This window comes from Arthrobacter sp. TE12231, assembly GCF_054062895.1.
In genome coordinates, this window is the sequence record NZ_JBSSFS010000001.1 from 2,838,448 (window position 1) to 2,860,806 (window position 22,359).

Genomic DNA, 22,359 nt, shown 5'->3' on the forward strand with positions numbered 1-22,359 from the left:
CAGATGACGCCGCACGCTCCCGCCGCCCTGAGCCCGGTGCCCGGAGCTCCGGCGCCGCGGAGGCGGGCTGGTCAGGCCGGGGTGATGTTCTGGTTTACGTGGAAGAGGTTCTGCGGATCGTACTTGGCCTTGATCTCCCGCAGGCGGCTGTAATTGGGTCCGTAGTTCTCCGCGACCTTGGACATATCATCGCCGTCCATGAAATTGATGTAGCCCGCGGTCTCGGAGTACGGCTGCAGCGCAGCCGCGTAATCCCGTACCCAGGCGATGTTCGCCTCGCTGTCCGCCGGGTCCTCCCAGTGGCAGGCTATAACCGGGGAGAACTTGGCGTTCCGGTTGGGGAAGGCCGTATCCGTCACTCCCACACGGTGCACAGCGCCGTCGATTGGATAGATGTGCACGGCTGTCTGCAGGCTGGGCACACGTCGGCCAAACTCAAGGTGTGCGTCGATGGCGCCGTCGTTGAGTTCGGTCAGGAAGGCCGCCTTCCAGTAGGCCAACAGCCCCTTGGGATACATCGGGTCGAACGCCGAGTTCAAGGCCGGATACGGCATCGGCCCCACCATGGATCCGGCCACCGGGGCGACGTCGAGGAATGGTTGCCAGCGGGCCGGCCCTTCGGCGAGGTCGCCCGTCCACATCCCGACCACAATGCAGACCGGCTTCCCGTGCCACTGTTCCGGAAGGAACGGAACCGGCGGTCCCTGATGGAAGGCGAGGAACGCGCCGAACTCTTCAGGGGCTGCCGCCAGGTGCTCGCGGTAGAATTTCGCCACGGTTTCGGCGTGCTCGGCCGGGTAGATGATGATCCCCGCGTGGACCATGTCCACAGGATGCAGGCGGTATTCCAACGAGGTCACGACGCCGAAGTTGCCGCCCCCGCCTCGCAGCGCCCAGAAAAGGTCGTCATTCTCGCTTTCGCTCGCAGTGAGGAATTTCCCGTCCGCGGTGACGACGTCGGCCGAGAGGAGGTTATCGCAACTGAGCCCGTGCTTCCGGGAGAGATAGCCAATGCCCCCGCCGAGCGTGAGTCCGGAGACACCGGTTGAGCCGATGATGCCACCGGTGGTCGCCAGTCCGAAGGCGTGCGTGGCGTGATTGAAATCGGCCCAGGTTGCGCCGGCCTCGGTCCTCGCCGTCTTGTTCGACGGATCTATCCGGACGCCGGTGGTGGTGGAGAAGTCGATGACAACAGCGTCATCCCAGGTGCCAAAGCCCGGACCGCTGTGGCCGCCGCCGCGGACGGCCAGATCCAGGGAGTTGTCGCGGGCGAAGTTGACGGCCGCCATAACGTCCGCCACCTGGGACACACGGACCACAGCGGCCGGGTGCTTGTCGATCATGCCGTTGTGCACTGCCCGGGCCGCGTCGTAGTCCGCGTCGCCGGGCGTGACGACCGGCCCGCGGACTTGCTCGCGCAGGGTATCGAACTTTATTCCGTTCATTTTCAGTACCGTCGATTTCGTCGTGAGATTCGACCCGGACGGTTCTCTGCGCTCCCAGCCGGCGTGGCGCCCGGAGGTTTACGTGCACAGGCATACTCCTCCCGCATTCCCCCGTCAAGGGTCCGGCATCACCCGAACCCATCGCCGGGGGCTCCGGCTCCGAATCCACACTAGGCAGTGATTCCCTTGACGGGCGGAGGCTGCAACCTATGGTTGGTAATTGACGGACGAAGAACGGGAAGGACACGCGTGGCCAAGCGCAAACTAGATGACCGCGAACCGGAGGCGGGCCGCCCCGGACCTGCCGCCAAGGCCGTGCTGTCCATCGCCGATGCGGCCGGGGAGACCCGCGGAGTCGCCCTGGTCCTGCACGGCGGACGCGCGGACAGCTACGATCCCGTCCGCGGCCGGCACCTGAGCCCGGCCCGGATGCTGCCCTTCGCCCGGGCGCTGAACCGGCAAGGCGGACCGCACGGGCTCGCCGTCTGGACCCTGCGCAACCGGTACAGGGGCTGGAACGGGGAGGACATGTCCCCCGTTCAGGACGCCCGCTGGGCGCTTTCCCGGATCGGTCAGGAACATCCCGGCGTACCGGTGTACCTGCTGGGCCACTCCATGGGAGGCCTCACGGCACTCTGCGTGGCTGACGATCCGCAGGTGGAGGTCGTCGTCGCGCTCGCCCCGTGGCTCAATCACAAAACGCCGGTCCAACCCGTCGCCGACCGCCGGGTCCTGATCGTGCACGGCACGGAGGACCGCTGGACCAGTCCGTCGAATTCGCTGGACTACGCACGCCGGGCCGACGGCGTGGCCGCCTCTGTTGAGTACGTCTCCCTCACGGGTGCCGGGCATTTCATGTTCCGCCGGGTAGCGCTGTGGAACTCACTCGCCGATGACTTCATCCTGGACGCCTTCGGGGAAAGCACGGGGGCTGACGTCTCCGGCGCCACGGACGCACTGCGCAGCATTCTGCCGGCCGCCGGAACTCGCATGCCGGTGGTGCTGTGATGCAGCCGTTCCCGCTGGATGCCTTCCTCGCCAGCCTGCCGTGGGTCATCGCGGGACTGGCGGTCCTGCTGGCGCTGACCTTCGCCGTTGCCGTGCGGCAGAACCGCCATTCCGTCATCGACACCGTCTGGGGCCTCGGGTTCGTGGTGGTCGCGGCCATCTCCTGGGTACTCTCCGCCGGCCACGGCGACGCCGGCCGCCGGCTGCTGCTTCTGGCGCTGGTTGCGGTGTGGGGCATTCGCCTCGCGGTCCACATCGGTGTGCGTGCACGCGGCGGCCACGAGGACCCGCGCTACGTGGACATGCTCTCCGCCGCACCCGGATCACGCAACGTCTACGCGCTCCGGCGGGTCTACCTGCCTCAGGGCCTGGTGATGTTCTTCGTCTCGCTCACTATCCAGGTCGGCATGTTCGCCACCGGCAGCTTGGGCTGGCTGGCGTTCCTCGGCGTCCTGCTCTGGGTTCTTGGTTTTGTGTTCGAGACGGTCGGGGACTGGCAGTTGACGCAGTTCAAGGCCGATCCCGCCAAGCGCGGCACGGTCCTCAACACCGGTCTGTGGCGCTACACCCGCCACCCGAACTACTTCGGCGACGCCGCGGTCTGGGCGGGCCTCTTCCTCGTGACCGCCGATTCGTGGCCCGGTGTCCTGACCATCCTCTCCCCCGCCCTGATGATCTGGGCACTGGCGGGCCGCACCGGGAAGCCGCTGACGGAAAAAGCGATGTCTGCACGGCCCGGCTACAAGGAATACATCGAATCCACGTCCGGGTTCCTGCCCTTGCCGCCCCGGCGGCGCGCCGGCGGGCACTGATATGGCGGGCGCTGATATGGCCGGCACTTGCGCTGCGGGACTGGCGTGGCGGGCGCCGGCATGGCAGGTGCCGGCATGGGCCGGCGGCCGATGAAGTGGAGACCAGGGCCCAGCGACCGCTTTTACCGGTTCATCGTCCGCACCGGTCTCGCCCTGCGCTGGCTGTTCCGGATCCGCGTCCTCGTCACGGGGCGGGAGCACCTGCCCCAGCCCGGACCGCTCAATGATTCCCCCCAGGCTTCCCGACGCGGCCCGTCCCGCCGGGTGGTGCCCGGCCAGGGCGCGGTCGTCGCGATCACGCACTTCGGCTATCTCGACTTTGCCTTCGCCGAGATGATCTTGTGGTGGCACAACCGTGCCCAGATGCGCTTCCTCGTGACGCAGGGAGCCGCCGACCACTGGTTTGCCGGGCCCGCGGTCAGCGCGGCCGGCCACGTGGTTGTCGGCTACGGATCCGGAGTCCACGCCTACGACGCCGCGGTCGCCCGGCTATTGGCGGGCGAGTACATTGCCATCCTTCCGGAGGCCGGGGTAAGCCGCAGCTTCACCGTGCGCGAGTGCAAGACCGGCGCCGTACGGATGGCCTCCGAAGCCGGTGTGCCGATCATCCCGGTCTCCATCTGGGGCGCGCACCGGCTGATGACCCGCCAACATGGGTTCTCGCCGCGGCGGGCCTGGCGCGCCCCGGTGCGTATCCACGTGGGCGAGCCGATCCTGCCGGACTCGCTCCCGGACCCGGCACAGGACGCGCAGCCGGCCACCGCGCAGCTGGCCAGGACCCTCCAGCACGGGATCGACGTCGGTATGGCGGATTTCCCGCTGAAACCGGACCCCGGGGCCTGGTGGATGCCCGCCGCGCTCGGCGGCGGCGCCCCGACCGAGGAGGAACGGCGCCGCCTCGACGCGGCCGACGGCCCGCGGCGCCCGGGTGCCAGGCGCCGATAGATCGGGCCTTCAACGCAAACTGACTCGCAGCTGGGGCCGTTATCACGCTTCAAAACGGCCGCAACTGCGAGTCAGTCGGGTTAAGGGCTAGGCCGGGTCCGCAACCACGAGGGTTTCGGAGCCCTGGACGTGGGCTTTGCCGGTCTCGAGCAGCGGTTCGACGACGGCGCGCAGGGCGGTCATCGCATCGTCCAGTTCCAGCATTACCGGGTGCTGGTAAGCGATCAGGGCCAGGAGATCCCGCACGGCGGCGCGGGCCTCGTCCTCGCCGAGCTTGGGCTCGTGCCCGAGGAACACCTCGGTAGGCGCAGCGGGTCCGGCAGAACCGGCACCATCGACGTCGGCTCCGGCGCCTGGAGTGCCCTGCGCGTAGCTGATGGCGAACCCCTCCAGCCGGCCCTTGCGGCTCGCCGCTATGCCGTGCCCGAAGGCACTGGCTTTGGGTGCCCGCAGCACAATCGCGCCGTGGGCGCCGCTGAGGTCATCCAGGAACAACCGCTGCACCATGGCAACGCTCAACTCCCCCGGGCTGTCCCAAGTGTGCACGGCCGTGTAGTACCGGCCAACGACGTCGCTGAGCTCCACCGAGCCCGTGGCCAGGTCTTCGACCTGGTCGCTGGCCGCCGACTCGGAACCGTCGCCGAACACCGGCAGTTTCAGCGGCGCAGGGTCCACGACGATCAGGCGGGAGCGCTGGATCGAGGCCATGCCCGCGGCCTCGGCAAACGCCGCCCCGGGCGTGCCCGGCTCCACCTTGCAGCGGAGCTTGGACACTCCCGACGGCGACTTGGCGGCCTCGTGCCGAAGCATGGTCAGCAGGGTGGACCCAATGCCGGCGCGGCGGTGGTCCCGGGCGACCTCGATATACGCCCAGAGCCGTTCCGGGTGCAGCGAGGCCTCGTGGACCACGGCCGCCGCCACGGGAATGGCGACACCGTCGACGACGTCCTCGGCCACAATGCAGCGGCGCCACGGCGCATTGCCCGAGGGCGCCAGGGTGCCGCGGAACTGCCCGGCCTGCACGGTCTCCGGGCCGCCCCAGATTTCCAGCAGCGCAAGGTCGTCGCCCTCCCGCCATTCCCGGTATTCGATGGCCATGATCAGGCGCCGATCAGCCGCGCGGCCAGGTAGCCCTCCACCTTGTCCAGGGAGACGCGTTCCTGGCTCATGGTGTCGCGTTCGCGAATGGTGACGGCCTGGTCCTCGAGGGTCTCGAAGTCCACGGTGATGCAGAACGGGGTGCCGATCTCGTCCTGGCGGCGGTAGCGGCGGCCGATGGCGCCGGCGTCGTCGAACTCGATGTTCCAGCTCTTGCGCAGCTGGGCTGCGAGGTCCTTGGCCTTCGGGGACAGGTCCTCGTTGCGGCTCAGCGGCAGCACGGCTGCCTTCACCGGAGCCAGGCGCGGATCCAGCTTGAGCACCGTGCGGATGTCCACCCCGCCCTTGGCATTGGGGGCCTCGTCCTCGGTGTAAGCATCGATCATGAAGGCCATGAACGAGCGGGTGAGGCCGGCCGCGGGCTCGATCACGTACGGGGTGTAGCGTTCGTTGGTGGCCTGGTTGAAGTAGCTCAGGTCCGCGCCGGAAGCCTTGGCATGGGTGGAGAGGTCAAAGTCGGTGCGGTTGGCAATGCCTTCGAGCTCGCCCCACTCCGAGCCCTGGAAACCGAAGCGGTATTCGATGTCCGTGGTGCCCTTGGAGTAGTGGCTGAGTTTCTCCAGCGGGTGCTCGAAGAAGCGCAGGTTCTCTTCGCGGATGCCCAGGCCCGTGTACCAGGACATGCGTTCCTTCATCCAGTACTGGTGCCACTGCTCGTCGGTGCCGGGCTCGACGAAGAATTCCATTTCCATCTGCTCGAACTCGCGGGTGCGGAAGATGAAGTTGCCCGGCGTGATCTCGTTGCGGAACGACTTGCCGATCTGGCCGATGCCGAACGGCGGCTTCTTCCGCGAGGTGGTCAGGACGTTGCTGAAGTTCACGAAGATGCCCTGGGCGGTTTCGGGCCGCAGGTAGTGCAGGCCTTCCTCGCTGGCGACGGGGCCGAGGTAGGTCTTGAGCAGGCCGGAGAATTCGTGGGGCTCCGTCCACTGGCCGCGGGTGCCGCAGTTGGCGCAGGCGATGTCCTTGAGGCCGTTCTCGGCAGGACGTCCCTTCTTCTCCTCGTACTCTTCCTCAAGGTGGTCCGCGCGGTAGCGCTTGTGGCAGGACAGGCACTCCACCAGCGGGTCGGAGAAGACCTCGACGTGGCCGGAGGCTTCCCAGACCTGGCGGGGCAGGATGACGGAGGAGTCGAGGCCTACGACGTCTTCGCGGCCGCGGACCACGGACTGCCACCACTGGCGCTTGATGTTTTCCTTGAGCTCGGCGCCGAGGGGCCCGTAATCCCAGGCAGAACGCGAGCCACCATAGATTTCACCGGCCTGGAAAACGAAACCCCGTCGCTTGGCGAGGGAAATGATCTGGTCGAGGACGGATTTTGCTGCCATGGTAACTCCAATTTCTACAGGGCCGCTGGGTGCGGTCCGCGGTGTCAGGCCCGGGTCGCCGGCTGGTTGCCGGACGGGGTGATACGAACAGTGCGATGCGAAGTGTGCGATACGAACACGGCGATGCAATCTCCAAGCCTACCGGCACGCTACCGCTTCAGTGCGCCCCGCGGCCAGGGCAGGGTGGCCAGGATGATGGCACCGAGCGTCAGCAGGGTGCCCAGGACGGTGGGCACCGCGACGACGGTCCCGGGGACCGGGAAAACCAGGTCCAGTCCGAGGGATCCCAGCAGCTGCCCGGCGATCATCCCGAGGCCCGTGACCAGCACGCCCAGGCTGCGGACCAGGAGGGCGCCGACGCCGATGAAGACGCACCCGAGCGGCCCGCCAAGGTAGTACCACCACTGCCCCGGCAGAGGATTGCCGGCACCGGACACGGCAAGCTTGACCAGCCACGCCGCCCATAGCAGGACGGCCCCGGCGATGAAGTTCACGAGGGTCGCGGCGATCGGGGACCCGTAGTGGACGGTGGCGGTGCCGTTCATGGCCTGCTGGAAACTCATCAGGAACCCGGCCAGAAGCGGCAGCAGCACGGGAAGAAGCAGCTGCAGCACGGACTCTCCGGCGCTGAATCTCGGCGACACCGCCCACGCAACGGCGGCGACGGTGAGCACGCTGCCGAGCACCCGGATACCGGTGATGGGCCTCTTCCCCGCGGGCCCGATTCCCATCCGGTCCACCAACAGACCGCTGAGGGTCTGCCCCGTCACGGCGGCCACAGTGAAGAGGGCAACGCCGAGCAGTGCCACGGTGAAGGACTGGGCGAAGACGAAAAGCGCCCCGATGCAGCCGGCCAGGACGTAGTAACGCGGAAACTGCCGTTCGCGCACGGCCGGCAGGATCCGGGCCAGCCCTGCCCGGCCCTTGGGCAGTGCCACGGAAATGACGCCCATCACCACTAACCCGGTGCTGAAGCTGACGACGGCGGCACCAATGCCGTCGCGGAGCTGCACCCCGAGCGCGCCGTTGATCCGGCCCTGCAACGGTATGAACAACCCCGCCGCGACGGCCATAGGCAGCCCCGCGATGAGCGGGAGCCGGGGTGTGTGCGTCATTGGTGCCACCTTAGGTCAGGCATCATTGCCTATATGAGCAATCCGGAAATTGAAGACATCACCATCCGCGACACCATGATCCGGCTGGGCCAGCTGCTGAAGCTCGCGAATCTGGTGGAGGACGGTGTGGAGGCTGCGGACCTGATCAAGAACGGGCTGGTCAAGGTCAACGGCGAAATTGATGAGCGCCGCGGGCGGCAGCTTCACGACGGCGACACCGTCACGGTGAACGGCCAGACCGTGCGGATCAGCGCGCCCGCAGGATCCTAGCCGGCTTACCCCTGGCCAGCCGTCCGGGCGGCTACTTCCTGGAGTTGAGGACCGCGTGCGTGAGGAACTCGGAGACGTGACCGATTTCCTGCTGGTTGATGCCGTGCCACATGCCGGTGTACAGGACCTTGGTGAGCTTCACGTGCTTGCGCACCCAGCCCATGGTGAACTCGATCTTGTCCGGGGTGATCACCGGGTCCTGCTGGTCGCGTCCCCAGAACATCGGCACGGTGCCGTCCAGTTCGGCATCGCGGAAGCTGGGGTCACCGCCGGCGTCGACGGCAAAACCTGAGAGCCCGACGACGGCGGCGAAGTCCGCCGGCCGCTGCCGCAGCAGCGTGGTGGCCATGGCCATGCCCATCGAGAATCCGAGCAGCGTCACCGAGGGGTGGTCGGCCTTGATGGAGTCGATCCAGTCCTGCACGTACGCCGCGGCGGCCTTGACGGCGTCGAGCGAATAGTCGATGGACGCCGTCAGCGGGAACCAGGTGAACCCCGGTCCCATGGCGATCGGGGCGCGCACGGAGGCTACCGCGAATTCCTGCGGGAGCATGTCCGCCAGGCTGAGCAGGTCCTGTTCGTTGGCGCCGTAGCCGTGGAGCAGGACAATCAGCGGCTTGCCCGCACGTTCCTGCTCCGGCTTGGACCATTCGACGACAGGGGCGGGGAAGGCATCAGCGTGAGTCATGGAACCATTCTTACAGTTACCCGGCGGTAACAACCTACGGTGGCGTAGCTTGACAGGAAGAGTGCAGGATAAGAACGTGAGCGAAACCGAAGCCATGGAAAATTCACCGGAGACGTCAGCGGACACCGTCGTGACCCACCCGTGGACCCGTTACGTGGCCATGGGCGACTCGTTCACGGAAGGCATCGGCGATCCGGAGCCGGCGAGCCCGGGCGGCCACCGGGGCTGGGCCGACAGGGTGGCCGAGGAGCTCAGCCGCGGCCACAACGACTTCGCGTACGCCAACCTGGCCGTCCGCGGCAGGCTCCTGCAGCAGATCGTCGACCAGCAGTTGGCGCACTGCCTGTCCCTCAAGCCGGACCTCATCACGCTCTCCGCGGGCGGCAACGACCTCATCCGCCCTGGCGGGGATCCGGACGTCCTGGCCGAAAGGCTGGACTCGGTGGTGCAGATCCTGAGCCTGGGCGGCGCCACCGTGGTCCTGTTCAACGGTCCGGACACAGGATCCACGGTGCTCGGACGGATCCGCAGCAAGGTGGCCATCTACAACGAAAACCTGCGCACGATCGCCGCGCGCCACGACGCCGTGATCGCGGACATGTGGTCTCTGCGCCAGCTTAATGATCCGCAGATGTGGGATGTTGACCGGCTGCACTTTTCGCCGCTGGGCCACCATACGATTGCGGCGATGGTCCTGGATTCGCTGAACGTCGAACACACCCTGGAGCCGCTCGCCCCCAAGCCGATGCCGCAGCGCAGTTGGCGGGAGGCCCGCAGCGGGGACCTTGTGTGGGCCCGGGAATATTTTGTTCCGTGGGTGGTGCGGCGGCTGCGGCACCGTTCCTCGGGCGACGGCGTGACGGCCAAGCGGCCCCTGCCGGGGCCGGTGTTCGGGCCCGGCGTACCGCTGGGCTCGGGCGAAGGCCCGCCGGGCACCGAGGACGCGGTACGGTCCTGAGCCTGCGGGGCCTAAGCTGGAGGCACACTCCTCAGGCCCCGCAAATGAAGAGGCCCAGCAGCTGAAAGGCCCCGTACCGTGAGCAGTATGTTCTTCTGGATCATTGTGTTGTCGTTCCTGATTCCCATGGGAGTGCGCCTCTACCGGAGGTCCGCCCGCGGCCGGAACCAGAACGTGCCGGGCCAGTTCGGCCGGTTCCCCGGAAACCAAAGCAACCCGGCAAACCAAGGCAACCCGCCAAACCAGAGCAACCAGCCGCGGGACGGGTACACGCAGCAGGACTACTTTGGCGGCTTCGGCCAACTGGGCGCGCCGAAGCAGACCGGAGAAGCCAATCAGCCGTATCCCGGCCAGCAGTACCCGAACCCGCAGAACCCGGGCCAGCCGTACCCGGGCCAGCAGTACCCGAACCCGCAGAACCCGGGCCAGCCGTACCCGGGCCCGCGGTTCCCGGACCAGCCGTTCCCGACCGAGCCGTACCCCGGACAGCAGTATCCGGGCCCGGCCGGCTACGGATCACCCGTTCCCTACGAGGACAGCCCGGAGTACCTGAACAACCCGCCCCAGCCGCAGCGGCACGAACCCGACCCGGGTGCAGGGCAGCCGCAGGCGCCCGAGACGCCGTCGGCCCCGCAGGGTTACCGGGCCCGCAAGCTCGCCGAGCTGGACCAGCAGTACAGCGACGGCAAGCTGTCCATGGAGGACTACATGTCCCAGCGCGCTGAAATCATGAAGGGCTAGGATCACAAAAGGCTGGCGAAGTCGATATCGGCCGCGTTGACGGTTCCGGCCGTCCGCCCCGGGGCCTTGTGGTTCTGCCAGTACAGATTGGTGTGGGCCACCACGAGTTCCGGCGGCGGCGCGCCATATTCGCTCAGGTCCTCGGTGGTGTGGGCGTCCGCGACCAGCGTGACGTCGTAGCCTCGGGTGATCCCGCCGTGGAGGGTCGAGCGAATGCACTCGTCCGTCTGCGCGCCGGCCAGGAAGAAGCGGCCGATCCCGCGGTCTGCCAGCACCGACTCCAGGTCCGTAGCCTCGAAGGCGTCGCTGTACTCCTTGGGCACAAGCGGCTCCGCATCACACCGCACGAGCTCCGGCACGTACTGCCAGGCGTCGCTGCCCCGCGGGAGCTCCTCGCCGCCATGCTGCACCCAGATGACGTCCACCCCGGCGTCGCGTGCCCTCTGCACGAGGACGGCAATGGTCGCGACGACGTCGTCGCGGCGGTAGGCCCCCGCGACGACGCCGAGCTGCATGTCCACTACGACCAGTGCCGTGTTGGGTCGGTTGACGAGCGTGGTCACAATGCCTCCCGGATCCTGGGCTTGTCTGCCTGCCCACTCTAATCCCCGCGGCCCAAGCAACGCTGAGATCATGAGCAGCGTTAACGCCGAGGGCCCGGGTCCGCGCCGTGCGCGAATCCGGGCCGACGGCCACTCAACAGGTTTCCCCGGGCCGTGTTTCCCCGGGCCGGCGGCCTACCGCTTGCCGGCGGCGAGGAGGTCTGCGGTGCCCTGGGCGTCGGCGGCGTCGACGTCGTGGAGCGAGACGCCGCGGGTCTCCTTGAGGAAGAACACGGCGACGGCGGTGATCGCGCAGGCGATCAGGAGGTAGATGGCCACCGGGACGGAGGACTTGTACTGGCCCAGCAGCGCGACGGCGATGATCGGCGCGAGCGAACCGGCCACGATCGAGGTCACCTGGTAACCGAGGGACACGCCGGAGTACCGCATCCGGGTCGGGAACATCTCGGCCATGATGGCCGGCTGCCCGGCGTACATCAGGGCGTGGAAGAGCAGGCCGATGATGACCGCGGCGAGGATGATCAGATCGTTTCCGGTGTCCATCATCGGGAAGGCGAAGAAGCCCCAGGTCGCACCCAGAACGGCGCCGGCCATGTAGACGGGCTTGCGGCCCACCCTGTCCGAGAGCCGGCCGACCATGGGCACCACGGAGAAGTGGATGAAGTGGGCCACGAGCAGGAGCAGCAGGATCCGGGCGGTGTCGGCGTGGACCACCGTCTTGAGGTAGGTGATTGAGAAGGTGACCACGAGGTAGTACAGGATGTTCTCCGCGAAGCGCAGGCCCATCGCGGTGAACACGCCGCGGGGGTAGCGGCGGAAGACCTCGGCAACGCCGTAGCCCTTGTGCCCTGCCTCAACTTCCTTGCGTGCTTCCAGGAAGATCGGGGCGTCGCTGACCTTGGTGCGGATGTAGTAACCGATGAGGACGATCACGGCGGAGAGCCAGAAGGCGACCCGCCAGCCCCAGCTAAGGAAGTCCGCCGAGGACAGCACGGAGGACAGGATGAACAGCACCGCGGTGGCGAAGAGGTTGCCCAGCGGAACAGCGGACTGCGGCCAGCTGGCCCAGAAGCCGCGGGACTTGCTGGGGCTGTGTTCCGCGACGAGCAGGACGGCGCCGCCCCATTCCCCGCCGACGGCGAAGCCCTGGGCGAAGCGAAGGAAGACCAGCAGCGCCGGGGCCCAGTAGCCGATCTGCGCGAAGGTGGGCAGGCAGCCCATCAGGAACGTGGACACGCCCACCAGGATGATGCTGAGCTGGAGCAGCTGCTTGCGGCCGAACTTGTCGCCGAAGTGGCCGAAGACGATCCCGCCGATCGGGCGGGCAACGAAGCCGACGGCGTACGTGAGGAACGCCGCGAGGATTCCGTCCAGTTCGGTCTGCGAATTCGGGAAGAAGGCCTTGCCAAAGACCAGCGTGGCCGCGGATGCGTAGAGGAAGAATTCGTACCATTCCACCACGGTGCCGGCCATGGAGGCCGCCACCACCTTCTTCAAGCCGGACGTCTTGACGTCGGGCTCGCCTGCGCGCGTCGCGGCAGCGTTTTCCGTGCTCATGAGAACTCCTTCGGTGTCGCCTTCGACACCCCGTGGACCATTGGGCTGAGATGTTGTGTGAATTAGCACACACAGCGTTATTCCCAACGAGTATGGTTCCCGGAGCCCTGAGCCACAACGACCATTAGTGCAGGGAGCATCTGCAAAAATGCACAGCCGTGAGGGGCGGCTAGGCGAAGAAATTGCTCCGCAACTGGCCGCTGAGCTGCCCGATTTCGGTGAGGAAGCCGTCGTGGCCGATCGGCGCCTCGATGATGTGCAGCTCGGGGCCCCCCGGCAGGGCCTCGGCCAGTGCACGGGACTGGGCGGGGAAGTACAGGCGGTCCGAGTCCACGGCCGCCACCAGGAACTCGGCCGTGGCCGGGGCCAGGGAGTCCCGGAGGCTTCCGCGTCCGCGGCAGACGTCGTGGCTCATGAGCGCCTCGGTGATGGCGATGTAGCTGTTGGCATCAAAACGCCGGACCAGTTTGTTGCCCTGGTGGTCCAGGTAGCTTTCGACCTGATAGCGTCCGCGCCCGGCCAGCGATCCGGCTTGCAGGGGCGCCTCGGACTCCTGGGCGTTCCGGCCGAACCGGCCGTCGAGCTCGGCCGCGGAGCGGTAGGTGATGTGCGCGATCCGGCGGGCGAGGGCGAGCCCCGCTTCGGGTTCCGGGCCGCCGTAGTAGTCCCCGCCGTTGAAGTTCGGGTCCTGGCGGATGGCCAGGGTCTGGGCCTGAGCGAAGGCAATCTGTTCTGCGGTGCTGCTGGCGCCGACGGAAATCACGGCGCAGCGCCGGACCCGCGAGGGGTGGGTCACGGCCCACTCAAGGGCGCGCGCGCCGCCGAGCGAACCGCCCAGCACGGCGTACCAGCTGTCGATGCCCAGGGCATCGGCCAGCCGCGCCTCGGCGGAGGTCGTGTCCCGCAGAGTCACGAGCGGGAACCTCGATCCCCAGGGGCGGCCGTCGGGGGCCGGCGTGGAGGGTCCCGTGGAGCCGTAGCAGCCGCCCAGGATGTTGATCGATACGACGAAGTACTTGTCCGTATCCACGGGGGCCCCGGGTCCGGCCAATTGTTCCCACCAGCCGGGTTCCTCGCTGGCACCGCGGGTCACATGGGTGTCGCCGGTCAGGGCATGTTCAATGAGGACGGCGTTGGAGGCATCGGCGTTCAGCGTCCCCCACGTCTCAAAGCCGAGGACCACATCCGGCAGCTGGACCCCGGATTCGAGCTGCAGGTCACCGATCCTGAGGTACTGGACGGTCCCGTCCGGCACCCGGGCAGCTTGGGCGGCGGGTCTTGCGGAAACGGAGTTCCGGATTGGTTTGGTTTCGGGTTCACCACTGCGGGTGACGGCAATCGTCATATGAGGACCTAACTTCGCGCTTGCCTGCCGTCAGCTGACCGGCAGGCCAGGTCTTCACCCGGGGCACCCCGCCGCAAATGGAGGGTTGCCGGCCAGCAAGCCGGGGCTGTCGCTGGCACTCATGACCTTGTATGAGTGTACGAAACAGCGTGCGGAAATGACGAAGATTGTGACTTCCGTGTGACAGCCGGAGGCCGGCACTCCCCGTCCGCGGGAGGCCGGCCGCCGGTTGTCCGGTGGAGCTAGGCGCTCTTGGCCGCACGGAATCCGGCGTCGAGGTCCGCGAGGATGTCGTCAATGTGTTCCAGTCCGACCGAGAGCCGCACCAGGCCGGGGTTCACGCCGGCCACGGCCTGCTGCTCGGGCGAGAGCTGACTGTGGGTGGTCGACGCCGGGTGGATCACGAGAGAGCGGACGTCGCCGATGTTCGCGACGTGCGAGTGCAGCTCGAGGGCATCAACGAAGCGTTTGCCGGCCTCCGCTCCCCCGGCGATGTTGAACGCGACGACGGCGCCGGTCCCCTTGGGCCCGTACTTGCGCCCGCGCTCGTACCAGGGGCTGGATGGCAGCCCGGCGTAGGCGACGGATTCGACGTCGTCCCGCGCCTCCAACCATTCGGCCACCTTGGTGGCGTTGGCCACGTGGCGTTCAACGCGCAGGCTAAGGGTCTCGATGCCCTGGGCGATGAGGAAGGCGTTGAACGGGGACACGGCGGAGCCGAGGTCGCGCAGGAGCTGGACCCGGGCTTTGAGGATGTAGGAGAGGTTGGCCCCGAGCGCGCCGCCGGCGCCGAGGTCGCGGGCGTAGACCAGTCCGTTGTAGGTGGGGTCCGGGGTGTTGAAGCCGGGGAACCGTTCGGGGTCCTTGCCGAAGTCGAACTTGCCCGAATCCACGATCACGCCGGCGATCGCGGCGCCGTGGCCGCCGAGGTACTTGGTGGCGGAATGGACCACGATGTCCGCGCCCCACTCGATCGGCCGGATGAGGTAGGGGGTGGACAGGGTGTTGTCGACAATCAGGGGCACGCCGGCCTCGTGGGCCACCTTGGAAACGCCCTCGATGTCCAGCACGTCCTGGCGGGGGTTGGAGACCACTTCGCCGAAGAACAGCTTCGTGTTGGGCCGGACGGCCTCGCGCCACTGGTCCAGGTTGTCGGGGTCCGCAACGAAGGTCACGGAGATACCGAACTTCTTCAACGTGTGCGCGAGCAGGTTGTAGGTGCCGCCGTAGAGACTGGGGCTGGCGACCACGTGGTCCCCGGCCTCGGCGATGTTGAGGATCGCGAACGTCTCGGCGGCCTGGCCGGAACTGAGCAGCAGGGCGGCGAGGCCGCCTTCCAGGCTGGCCACGCGCTGTTCCACCGCGTCCTGCGTGGGGTTGCCGATCCGGGTGTAAATGGGGGCAAGTTCAGCGAGGGCGAAGCGGTTCGCGGCGCTTTCGGCGCTCGGGAACACGAACGACGTCGTCTGGTAGATCGGGAGGGACCGGGCGCCGGTGGCGGAGTCCGGCTCCTGGCCGGCGTGGATCTGGCGGGTTTCGAAGGACCAGGCAGTGGACATTATTGCTCCTGTCGGGACTGGGCACAGCACCGCCCGGGCCATCGGCCCAGGCCGGCACAGGCGCCGCGCTTGCCCTCCGGCGGGCGCCGGACGGCCAGGTCTTCACCCGGGGCACCCCACCGCGATACGAGGGTTGCCGGCCAGCAAGCCGGGGCTTTGCGCTGGCACTCATGACCTTGGTTCAGTGTAGGAATGGCGGCAGGCCGCTGGATAGCTTTATGACGAACATGAAGACGACGGGCACGCCGGCCTCCAGACACCCCGAGACATCCCATCATGGTAAGGCAAGCCTAAGCTGAGAGGTCCATCACAAAGTGCCAAGATGAGGGCATGCGCATGGATCACGTTTCTTACGCCTGTGAACACGATGGCTTGGCAGCCACCACTGAACGTATTGCGTCTGCCCTCGGCGTCGAAGCCGTGAAGGGTGGAGTGCACCCCCGTTTCGGGACACGCAACATGATTATCCCGCTCGCGGGACACAAGTATGTCGAGGTCGTGGAGGTCCTGAACCACCCGGCATCGGACAAGGCCCCCTTCGGCCAGGCAGTCCGGGCACGCTCCGAGGCCGGCGGCGGCTGGATGGGCTGGTGCGTCGAAGTTGACGACCTCGGCCCGTTCGAGGAGCGGCTGGGCCGCGCCGCCGTGAACGGCAACCGGAAGTTCCCCGACGGCCGCGAACTGGTCTGGAAGCAGATCGGCATCCTGGGCCTCATCGCCGACCCGCAGGTGCCCTACATGCTCAAGTGGGAGGGTGACCCGGAGCTTCACCCCTCCAATGCCTACGCAAGCGACGTCAAGATGTCCGCGCTGACCATTGCCGGTTCGGCAGAGCGCGTCACGGAATGGCTTGGCGAGCCCGTGGAAAAGCCGCTGGAAGACGTGGCCGTGAACTGGCTCGCGCCGCACGGCACGCCCGGAATCCTCTCCGTCACCTTCGAGACCGCCTCCGGGGCGGTCACGATCTAACGCTCCACCTGCCCCACACTTCGGCCGCCATCCCGCGGGTGCCAACGTTGTCACCCGCGAGATGGCGGCCGATATATTTTAAGTGCCGACTCTCCCGCGTTGCTTTGTGGGCGCCTCAGCCCAGGCCCACGGCCTTGCCGAACAGGCTGAATCCCACGAACGCCACGGTATCCAGGATGGCGTGGGCGATCACGAGGGGCATCACCCGCTTGGTGCGGGTGTAAACCAGGGCGAAGACCACGCCCATCACCGCGTTGCCGATAAACGGCCCGAACCCCTGGTAGAGGTGGTAGCTGCCGCGAAGCAGGGCGCTGGCCGCGATGGCCGCCGGCGTGCTCCAGCCCAGCTTCCCGAGCCGGTCCAGGAGATAGCCCACCACAATCACTTCCTCCACGATCCCGTGCCGGATCGCGGACAGGACCAGCACCGGCACCGTCCACCAGTAGGCGTCCAGGGCGCTGGGGATGATCGCCGTCGTGATCCCCAGCGCCCGGCCGGCGGCGTAGAGCGCCAGGGACGGGATGCCGATGGCGGCGGCGAGTCCCAGTCCCTGCAGGAGATCCTTGCCGGGACGGGCGAAGTTGAAGCCGATCCTCCGGAACGCCGAGGTGCCGTGTTCTCCGGCTGGCCAGCGCTCGGTGAGGAAGTAGATCACCAGGGCCACCGGGACCAGGGCAAAGAGGATGTCCAGCAGCTGGTAGGTGAGGTCGAAGTATTCGCGCGCGCTCTGCGAACGGTTCAGCGTGGACGTGCCCTGGGCCAGCGGCGCCGTGGTCATTTTGTCCAGCAGCTGCACCACGGAGTACACCGCGGACTGCCCCAGCGACAGTCCCAGGACAATCAACACTTCGAACCGCAGCCGACGGCGGGAGGGAACCAACATGTTCCTATCTTGCCTGCCGTTGCCGATAGTTTGCTGGTGCCCCACCTATTGCCCAGGAGGTGCGGCCGTGCGGGGTTTTGCCTGCGGCACCCGCTTCCGGGAGCCCTATGCTTGGGGTTTATGAGTGCGCCCCGGAAAATCATCATGATCCGGCACGGCCAGTCCGCCGCCAATGCCGACACCTCGATCTACAACCGTGTCCCGGACTACCGGATTCCGCTGACGCCCCTGGGACTGGAACAGGCGACGGCGGCCGGTGAGGAGGTCCGGCGCCAACTGGACGGCCGCCCGGTGTGCGTCTACGTTTCCCCGTACCTGCGTGCCTACCAGACCCTCGAGGCGCTCAACCTCGGCCCGCTCGTGGAACGGGTGATCGAGGAACCGCGGCTGCGGGAGCAGGACTGGGCGAACTTTCAGATCGCCGGCGACATCGAGGACCAAAAGGAGCTCCGCAACGCCTACGGCCACTTCTTCTACCGCTTCCGCGAGGGCGAGTCGGGCTCCGATGTGTATGACCGGATTTCCTCCTTCATGGAGACCCTCTACCGGCACTGGTCAAAGCCAAGCTACGCCCCGAACGCGCTGTTCGTGACGCACGGGCTGACCATGCGCCTCTTCTGCATGCGCTGGTTCCACTGGTCGGTGGAGTACTTCGAATCCCTGAACAACCCGGAGAACGCCGAGGTCCGCACCCTGCTGCGCACCGCGCGGGGCAAGTACGAGCTCGACAAGCCGTTCACGCAGTGGGAAAAGCGGCGCGTGGACGAGACCGTCCTGGACGCCCCGCCGATGTTCTTCTAGCTGCCGCCATTCAGTCAGGAACCCGAGCGATCACCTGCCGGAACTTCCCGCTCGTGCCGCTCTGCTCTAGCGGCTCGGCCGCGCGGACGACGTCGACGTTCCCCAGTTCCAGCCCGGCGAGGTACTCCGACAGCCTCGCGGAGGCCGCGCGCCACACCACTCCGGCATCGGCACCGGGTTCGGGTTCCAGCCGGAGGCGGATGGTTGTCGGTCCCGTCTGAACCAGCTGGCTGCGGTGCAATCCGGGCGTTTCGTCGACGACGGATCCGATGGCGAGCGGAAGAACAAGGAGGGCGGTCCCGTCGGCGGCAACGAGCCGCAGGACGTCGTCGCGGCGGCCGGCGACCCGGATGGCGGGCAGCGGGTTGCCGCATTCGCACGGACCGGTCTTTGCCAGCACTGAGTCGCCGAGGTCGTAGCGGATCAGCGGCTGGACCCGGTTTGCGAGGTTGGTCAGCAGCACGGTGTGGGACGGCTCCCCCGGGGGAGTAGGCCGGTAGTCCGCGTCGACCGGCTCCAGGATGGCCCAGTCGCTGTTGACGTGCAGCCAGCCGCGGGCGCAGTCAAACGCCAGCGGTGTGAACTCGGAGGCCGCGTAGGCGTCGTGGAGGGCGCCCCCGAACGCCTCCACGATGCGGGCCCGCACGTCCGGCCCGCTGGACTCGCCTGCCAACTCCACCACCACGGGTTTCAGGTGGAGCCGGCCGGCTGCCTGCTCCTCGGCGAGCAGCGCGAGGGCACTCGGATAGCCGGTGATAGCTGAGGGGTCGAACTCATTGAGGGCTGCCACGAGCCGCGCCAGCGGCTGTTGCACCGGAAAAGCCCGGAACGCGCGCCGGCGCCACCAACTGCGCCGGCCCTGCCATTGCACCCAGCCTGCCCCCGCGTAGTGTCCGCCAGTGCCCACAACTGCCGCCCAGCGCAACCCGCGGCGGCCCATAGCCAGCAACTCCGCGGGCGACAGCCAGGCTAGGTCGATGCGCAGAGTGAAGGCCTGGGAGACCGCGAGGGAACGGGGATCGTGCACGAAGATACCGGGGTGCCCGGTGGTGCCCGACGTTGTGCAGACGAAATACCGTTCCAGGTATGGCGTTCCGACCAAGGACGGGTCGGCGATGAAGGCTTCGACTCCGGCCCGGGTGACGGCGGGATCGGTGACCCAGTCATCGAAGTTGGCCATGAGCTCCTGTTTGGTGACCGGTGGCAGCTCCGTCAGGACGACGCCGTCGGCGGCCAGGGCGCCCTTCACGTCCCGGTAGAGGCGCCGGTAGAAAGGCGAACTGATCCGGGCGTGAGCGACGAGCGCCGCCAGCCGGGCGTCCCGGCGCCGGGCCAGGCCAGCCGGCCCCTGGCCCTGGGCCCACAGCTGATCGAGAGCGAAGCCCAGTTCCTCCAACAGCCTTGCCACAGTTACCTCCTGGGGTAAGCCGACAGGGTCGAAAGCATTAGGTTGAAACCAGAGTCACCGGGCGCGTACGCCCGCCCGCCACACGGCGCGGGTGAGCGGAATGCCGGGCCGGTAGGCCAGGTGTGTGGCCGAGGGCGCGTTGAGCAGGTGCAGGTCCGCCCGGTGCCCGACGGCGATCGAGCCCACGGCCCGTTCGCCGTCGACGTCTTTCCCGGACTCCCGCCCCAGGGCCAGCGCGCCGCCGTAGGTTGCCGCGCGCACCGCCTCGTGGACGCTGAGCCGCATCTGCAGCACGGCAGTGGTGACACAGAACGCCATCGAGCTTGTGTAGGACGTGCCCGGGTTGCAGTTGGAGGCCAACGCGAGCTGCACGCCGGCGTCGAGCAGTTCCCTTCCGGGGGCCAGCGGCTGCCGGGTGGAGAGATCGCAGGCCGGCAGGCAGGTCGCGACGGTGCCGCGCTGTCCCGTCCGCCGAGCGTCGGCGACCTGAGAACCGGTGCCGCCGGCGTCCTCCCAGCCGGACCAGCTGCCGGCGAGGGCGTCGATGTCCGCGGCCGAAAGGTAGTTCACGTGGTCCACGCTCGCGGCGCCGAATTCCACGGCCAGCCGGACACCCGGGCCCTCGCCGAGCTGGTTGCCGTGGACCCGCAGTCCCAGCCCGGCGTCCTTGCAGGCCTGCAGCACCCGGCGGGACTGGTCCTCGTTGAAGGCGCCCTGCTCGCAAAACACATCGGCCCAGCGCACGTAGGGCAGAACCGCGGCGAGCATCGGCCCGCAGACCAGCTCCGTGTAGTCCTCGGCGTCCATGCCGGCGGGCACGAGGTGCGCCCCGAGGTAGGTGACCTCGTCCGCGACCGTGGAGGCGATCCGGGCGCTGCGGGCTTCGTTCTCGACGTCCAGGCCGTAGCCCGTTTTGGTCTCGAGGTAGGTGGTGCCCTGCGAGACGGCTTCCGCGATGCGGCCCATGGCCAGCCGGGTGAGCTCGAAGTCGCTCGTGCTCCGGGTGGCGCCGGTGGTCACGGCGATCCCGCCGGCACTGTAGCTCTCCCCGGCCATCCGGGCCTCGAACTCGGCCGTGCGGTCCCCCGCGAAAATCAGGTGGGTGTGGGAATCGACCCAGCCCGGCAGGAGCGCCCGGCCGCCGGCGTCCACGGCTTCATCCGCCGCCGGCGCGCCGGCCGCGGGACCCAGCCAGGATATCCGCTCCCCCTCGATCACCACCGCCGCGTCGCGGAGGACGCGGTGTTCCGCGTCCTGGGTCATGAGTTCGGCGATGTTGGTGATCAGGGTGCTCATGCATCCATTCTTCAGCGCCGGATGGACCAGCGGGTCGCGGCCAGCGCCTCCGCTGTCCGGGATGCCGGACTGGCCTCCGCGGCCGTGCCTGCTACCGTGCCTGCGGCCGTGCCGGAAGCGGGGGCACCCTGCCCGGCCAGGATCAGCCCGGCGGCGAGTTCGGCGATGGCCGAAGACGTCTGGAAGCCGTAGCCGCCCTGGCCGGCGAGCCAGAAGAATCCGGTGGCCTCGGCGTCGAATCCCACCACCGGGACACCGTCCGCGGCTTCGGTCCGCAGACCTGTCCAGGCTTTGCTGACGCCGCGGATCCCGAGGGTCGTGATCGTGTTGAGCCGGGCGACGAGACCTTCGATGTCGCCGGGGTAGGGCCGGGCGTCTTCCGCTCCGCTCGGGACGTGCTCCGCGGGCGAGATCAGGACCTGGCCGTCGTCGGGCCGGAAATAGAAGCTGTCATCGGCCGCCGCCACCATGGGGCAGGTTGCCGGGAGGGGATGTCCGACGTCGACGATCGCGGCGGTGCGGCGGTACGGCTGGAGGCCGAGCTTCTCGACGCCGCTGAGGACCGCGAGCTCGTCCGCCCAGGCGCCGGCCGCATTGACCACGACGGCGGCCTCGAAGCCTTCCTGTCCGGCGCCGAGTTCCCAGCCGGTGCCCAGGCGCTGCGCCGAATGGACCCTGGCCCCGGTGATGATGTCCACGCCGCCGGCTTCGGCCCGCTGCCGGTGGTCCTCGAGCAGTATCGGGGCGTTGCAGGCGAAGGATCCGGTGTCCAGGCCGGCGGCGCTGAAGGATTCCGGGACCAGGACAGGGCACAGTTCCAGCGCCTCGGCATGGGTGATCCGGTGCATGTGGCCGCTGGCTTTGGCCCGGACGGTGGCGTCGTCGCCGATCAGCATGAAGCCGCGCGGCGTGAGCACCGGTGCCGGGCGTTCGGTGTCGCCGGCGGCGATGAGCTCCAGCGTCCGGACGGTGAGTTCCTGGACGACGGGCGGGCCGTAGCTGGGGATCAGCTGCCGGGCCGAACGGGCCGAGGTGTGGTACGCCAGGGTCTGCTCGGCCTCGACCAGGGCCACGCAGCAGCGCCCGGCCAAGGCGGAGGCAAGGGACAGGCCGGCGATGCCTCCGCCGACAATCACGACATCGTAAGTTGCTGACATGGTCCCATCCTTGCAGATTGTCGCGTCAAGTCGCGCCGGGACCTGCACCAGGGCGGGCGGGCGTCGCCGGTGTCCCGCGGAACAGCATTCGGGGAGGCGTGAGCCGGTCATGTCGGTTCTGGCCCCTGGACATGTCCCTTCCTAGTCCGCACCGCTGGACATGTCCCTCGTTGCGGCGGGCAGACCCGGGACATGCCCTCCCCTGATCCACGCGACTGAACATGTCCCTCGTTGCGGCGGCCAGGCCCGGGACATGCCCTTCCTTGGTCGCGGCCGTTGGACATAGTGGCATCATGTCCAGTCCTCGCGGCCGGAGCTGGGCATGTCCCGCGGAAAAAGCCAGTGGAAGAAGC

The 22,359-nt window shown here is 68.0% G+C and carries 21 protein-coding genes and 2 riboswitches; of the genes, 8 read left to right on the forward strand and 13 right to left on the reverse strand.

Annotated features, from left to right (window positions below):
• Positions 1-71: 71 nt before the first annotated feature.
• Positions 72-1,445, reverse strand: coding sequence for an FAD-binding oxidoreductase (locus tag ACVWYS_RS12845; RefSeq protein ID WP_344363930.1), 1,374 nt, complete (start codon positions 1,443-1,445; stop codon positions 72-74).
• Between the two features lie 249 nt (positions 1,446-1,694).
• Here ACVWYS_RS12845 and ACVWYS_RS12850 point away from each other — a divergent pair, with 249 nt between their 5' ends.
• From ACVWYS_RS12850 to ACVWYS_RS12860, 3 genes are all read left to right on the forward strand, one after another.
• The gene (locus tag ACVWYS_RS12850) at positions 1,695-2,453 is read left to right on the forward strand and encodes an alpha/beta hydrolase (protein ID WP_344363933.1); all 759 of its coding nucleotides are present in this window, start codon (positions 1,695-1,697) and stop codon (positions 2,451-2,453) included.
• Positions 2,453-3,265 carry a DUF1295 domain-containing protein gene (locus tag ACVWYS_RS12855; protein WP_456507142.1) on the forward strand — a complete coding sequence of 271 codons (813 nt, stop codon included), beginning with the start codon at positions 2,453-2,455 and terminating at the stop codon, positions 3,263-3,265. Before ACVWYS_RS12850 ends, ACVWYS_RS12855 begins: the two co-directional genes overlap by 1 nt.
• Positions 3,266-3,355: 90 nt before the next feature.
• Complete coding sequence (locus ACVWYS_RS12860; RefSeq protein ID WP_456509859.1) at positions 3,356-4,210, forward strand: lysophospholipid acyltransferase family protein; 855 nt, start codon at positions 3,356-3,358, stop codon at positions 4,208-4,210.
• Between the two features lie 87 nt (positions 4,211-4,297).
• Here the strand turns inward: ACVWYS_RS12860 and ACVWYS_RS12865 are convergent, their stop codons facing one another.
• The 3 genes from ACVWYS_RS12865 to ACVWYS_RS12875 all read right to left on the reverse strand — a co-directional run bounded on the left by ACVWYS_RS12865 (position 4,298) and on the right by ACVWYS_RS12875 (position 7,811).
• Positions 4,298-5,308, reverse strand: a complete 1,011-nt coding sequence (locus ACVWYS_RS12865; RefSeq protein ID WP_456509860.1) for a GNAT family N-acetyltransferase — start codon at positions 5,306-5,308, stop codon at positions 4,298-4,300.
• A gap of 2 nt (positions 5,309-5,310) precedes the next feature.
• Complete coding sequence (locus ACVWYS_RS12870) at positions 5,311-6,696, reverse strand: glycine--tRNA ligase (protein WP_116768259.1); 1,386 nt, start codon at positions 6,694-6,696, stop codon at positions 5,311-5,313.
• Positions 6,697-6,845: 149 nt separating this feature from the next.
• Positions 6,846-7,811 (reverse strand): DMT family transporter, encoded by a 966-nt coding sequence (locus tag ACVWYS_RS12875; RefSeq protein WP_456509861.1) that lies wholly within the window; start codon positions 7,809-7,811, stop codon positions 6,846-6,848.
• 33 nt (positions 7,812-7,844) lie between these two features.
• On the opposite strand from ACVWYS_RS12875, the gene ACVWYS_RS12880 reads away from it, so the two are divergent.
• Positions 7,845-8,081, forward strand: a complete 237-nt coding sequence (locus ACVWYS_RS12880; protein ID WP_091249566.1) for an RNA-binding S4 domain-containing protein — start codon at positions 7,845-7,847, stop codon at positions 8,079-8,081.
• A 31-nt stretch (positions 8,082-8,112) separates the two neighbouring features.
• Here the strand turns inward: ACVWYS_RS12880 and ACVWYS_RS12885 are convergent, their stop codons facing one another.
• Entirely contained in the window at positions 8,113-8,769 is a 657-nt protein-coding gene (locus tag ACVWYS_RS12885; RefSeq protein WP_344363944.1) for an alpha/beta hydrolase, read from the reverse strand.
• 94 nt (positions 8,770-8,863) lie between these two features.
• Between ACVWYS_RS12885 and ACVWYS_RS12890 the strand changes: the two genes are divergently transcribed.
• Positions 8,864-9,727, forward strand: coding sequence for an SGNH/GDSL hydrolase family protein (locus tag ACVWYS_RS12890; RefSeq protein ID WP_116768281.1), 864 nt, complete (start codon positions 8,864-8,866; stop codon positions 9,725-9,727).
• 87 nt (positions 9,728-9,814) lie between these two features.
• A complete protein-coding gene (locus ACVWYS_RS12895) occupies positions 9,815-10,468 on the forward strand; it encodes a hypothetical protein (protein ID WP_456510288.1) in 654 nt (217 codons plus the stop codon).
• A 2-nt stretch (positions 10,469-10,470) separates the two neighbouring features.
• Here the strand turns inward: ACVWYS_RS12895 and ACVWYS_RS12900 are convergent, their stop codons facing one another.
• The 4 genes from ACVWYS_RS12900 to ACVWYS_RS12915 all read right to left on the reverse strand — a co-directional run bounded on the left by ACVWYS_RS12900 (position 10,471) and on the right by ACVWYS_RS12915 (position 15,492).
• Positions 10,471-11,031: an isochorismatase family protein gene (locus ACVWYS_RS12900; protein WP_456509862.1), complete on the reverse strand. Its 561-nt coding sequence runs from the start codon at positions 11,029-11,031 to the stop codon at positions 10,471-10,473.
• A gap of 174 nt (positions 11,032-11,205) precedes the next feature.
• Positions 11,206-12,588 (reverse strand): MFS transporter, encoded by a 1,383-nt coding sequence (locus ACVWYS_RS12905; RefSeq protein ID WP_116768264.1) that lies wholly within the window; start codon positions 12,586-12,588, stop codon positions 11,206-11,208.
• Between the two features lie 169 nt (positions 12,589-12,757).
• A complete protein-coding gene (gene metX / locus ACVWYS_RS12910) occupies positions 12,758-13,933 on the reverse strand; it encodes a homoserine O-acetyltransferase MetX (RefSeq protein WP_456509863.1) in 1,176 nt (391 codons plus the stop codon).
• Between the two features lie 11 nt (positions 13,934-13,944).
• A riboswitch (SAM riboswitch) is annotated at positions 13,945-14,060 on the reverse strand.
• A 115-nt stretch (positions 14,061-14,175) separates the two neighbouring features.
• Complete coding sequence (locus tag ACVWYS_RS12915; RefSeq protein ID WP_456507149.1) at positions 14,176-15,492, reverse strand: bifunctional o-acetylhomoserine/o-acetylserine sulfhydrylase; 1,317 nt, start codon at positions 15,490-15,492, stop codon at positions 14,176-14,178.
• Between the two features lie 60 nt (positions 15,493-15,552).
• A riboswitch (SAM riboswitch) is annotated at positions 15,553-15,668 on the reverse strand.
• Positions 15,669-15,822: 154 nt separating this feature from the next.
• On the opposite strand from ACVWYS_RS12915, the gene ACVWYS_RS12920 reads away from it, so the two are divergent.
• Positions 15,823-16,461: a VOC family protein gene (locus ACVWYS_RS12920; protein ID WP_091249549.1), complete on the forward strand. Its 639-nt coding sequence runs from the start codon at positions 15,823-15,825 to the stop codon at positions 16,459-16,461.
• A gap of 115 nt (positions 16,462-16,576) precedes the next feature.
• On the opposite strand, the gene ACVWYS_RS12925 is transcribed toward ACVWYS_RS12920, so the two are convergent.
• A complete protein-coding gene (locus tag ACVWYS_RS12925; RefSeq protein ID WP_116768267.1) occupies positions 16,577-17,344 on the reverse strand; it encodes a CPBP family intramembrane glutamic endopeptidase in 768 nt (255 codons plus the stop codon).
• Between the two features lie 120 nt (positions 17,345-17,464).
• Between ACVWYS_RS12925 and ACVWYS_RS12930 the strand changes: the two genes are divergently transcribed.
• Entirely contained in the window at positions 17,465-18,145 is a 681-nt protein-coding gene (locus ACVWYS_RS12930) for a histidine phosphatase family protein (RefSeq protein WP_116768268.1), read from the forward strand.
• A 10-nt stretch (positions 18,146-18,155) separates the two neighbouring features.
• Here ACVWYS_RS12930 and ACVWYS_RS12935 read toward each other — a convergent pair whose 3' ends face one another.
• Genes ACVWYS_RS12935 through ACVWYS_RS12945 form a run of 3 tightly spaced genes read right to left on the reverse strand, consistent with a single transcriptional unit; the run spans position 18,156 to position 22,006 of the window.
• A complete protein-coding gene (locus tag ACVWYS_RS12935; protein ID WP_456507150.1) occupies positions 18,156-19,553 on the reverse strand; it encodes a phenylacetate--CoA ligase family protein in 1,398 nt (465 codons plus the stop codon).
• A 54-nt stretch (positions 19,554-19,607) separates the two neighbouring features.
• Positions 19,608-20,849, reverse strand: coding sequence for an amidohydrolase family protein (locus tag ACVWYS_RS12940; RefSeq protein WP_456507151.1), 1,242 nt, complete (start codon positions 20,847-20,849; stop codon positions 19,608-19,610).
• 11 nt (positions 20,850-20,860) lie between these two features.
• The gene (locus ACVWYS_RS12945) at positions 20,861-22,006 is read right to left on the reverse strand and encodes an NAD(P)/FAD-dependent oxidoreductase (protein ID WP_456507152.1); all 1,146 of its coding nucleotides are present in this window, start codon (positions 22,004-22,006) and stop codon (positions 20,861-20,863) included.
• Positions 22,007-22,359: the final 353 nt, after the last annotated feature.

Coding starts and splice junctions, on each gene's coding strand:
- ACVWYS_RS12895 (WP_456510288.1), top strand. CDS start 9,815: ATGTTCTTCTGGATCATTGTGTTGTCGTTCCTGATTCCCATGGGAGTG.
- ACVWYS_RS12915 (WP_456507149.1), bottom strand. CDS start 15,492: ATGTCCACTGCCTGGTCCTTCGAAACCCGCCAGATCCACGCCGGCCAG.
- ACVWYS_RS12920 (WP_091249549.1), top strand. CDS start 15,823: ATGCGCATGGATCACGTTTCTTACGCCTGTGAACACGATGGCTTGGCA.
- ACVWYS_RS12865 (WP_456509860.1), bottom strand. CDS start 5,308: ATGGCCATCGAATACCGGGAATGGCGGGAGGGCGACGACCTTGCGCTG.
- ACVWYS_RS12905 (WP_116768264.1), bottom strand. CDS start 12,588: ATGAGCACGGAAAACGCTGCCGCGACGCGCGCAGGCGAGCCCGACGTC.
- ACVWYS_RS12860 (WP_456509859.1), top strand. CDS start 3,356: ATGAAGTGGAGACCAGGGCCCAGCGACCGCTTTTACCGGTTCATCGTC.
- ACVWYS_RS12845 (WP_344363930.1), bottom strand. CDS start 1,445: ATGAACGGAATAAAGTTCGATACCCTGCGCGAGCAAGTCCGCGGGCCG.
- ACVWYS_RS12870 (WP_116768259.1), bottom strand. CDS start 6,696: ATGGCAGCAAAATCCGTCCTCGACCAGATCATTTCCCTCGCCAAGCGA.
- ACVWYS_RS12880 (WP_091249566.1), top strand. CDS start 7,845: ATGAGCAATCCGGAAATTGAAGACATCACCATCCGCGACACCATGATC.
- ACVWYS_RS12945 (WP_456507152.1), bottom strand. CDS start 22,006: ATGTCAGCAACTTACGATGTCGTGATTGTCGGCGGAGGCATCGCCGGC.
- ACVWYS_RS12940 (WP_456507151.1), bottom strand. CDS start 20,849: ATGAGCACCCTGATCACCAACATCGCCGAACTCATGACCCAGGACGCG.
- ACVWYS_RS12885 (WP_344363944.1), bottom strand. CDS start 8,769: ATGACTCACGCTGATGCCTTCCCCGCCCCTGTCGTCGAATGGTCCAAG.
- ACVWYS_RS12875 (WP_456509861.1), bottom strand. CDS start 7,811: ATGACGCACACACCCCGGCTCCCGCTCATCGCGGGGCTGCCTATGGCC.
- ACVWYS_RS12855 (WP_456507142.1), top strand. CDS start 2,453: ATGCAGCCGTTCCCGCTGGATGCCTTCCTCGCCAGCCTGCCGTGGGTC.
- ACVWYS_RS12925 (WP_116768267.1), bottom strand. CDS start 17,344: ATGTTGGTTCCCTCCCGCCGTCGGCTGCGGTTCGAAGTGTTGATTGTC.
- ACVWYS_RS12930 (WP_116768268.1), top strand. CDS start 17,465: ATGAGTGCGCCCCGGAAAATCATCATGATCCGGCACGGCCAGTCCGCC.
- metX (WP_456509863.1), bottom strand. CDS start 13,933: ATGACGATTGCCGTCACCCGCAGTGGTGAACCCGAAACCAAACCAATC.
- ACVWYS_RS12890 (WP_116768281.1), top strand. CDS start 8,864: ATGGAAAATTCACCGGAGACGTCAGCGGACACCGTCGTGACCCACCCG.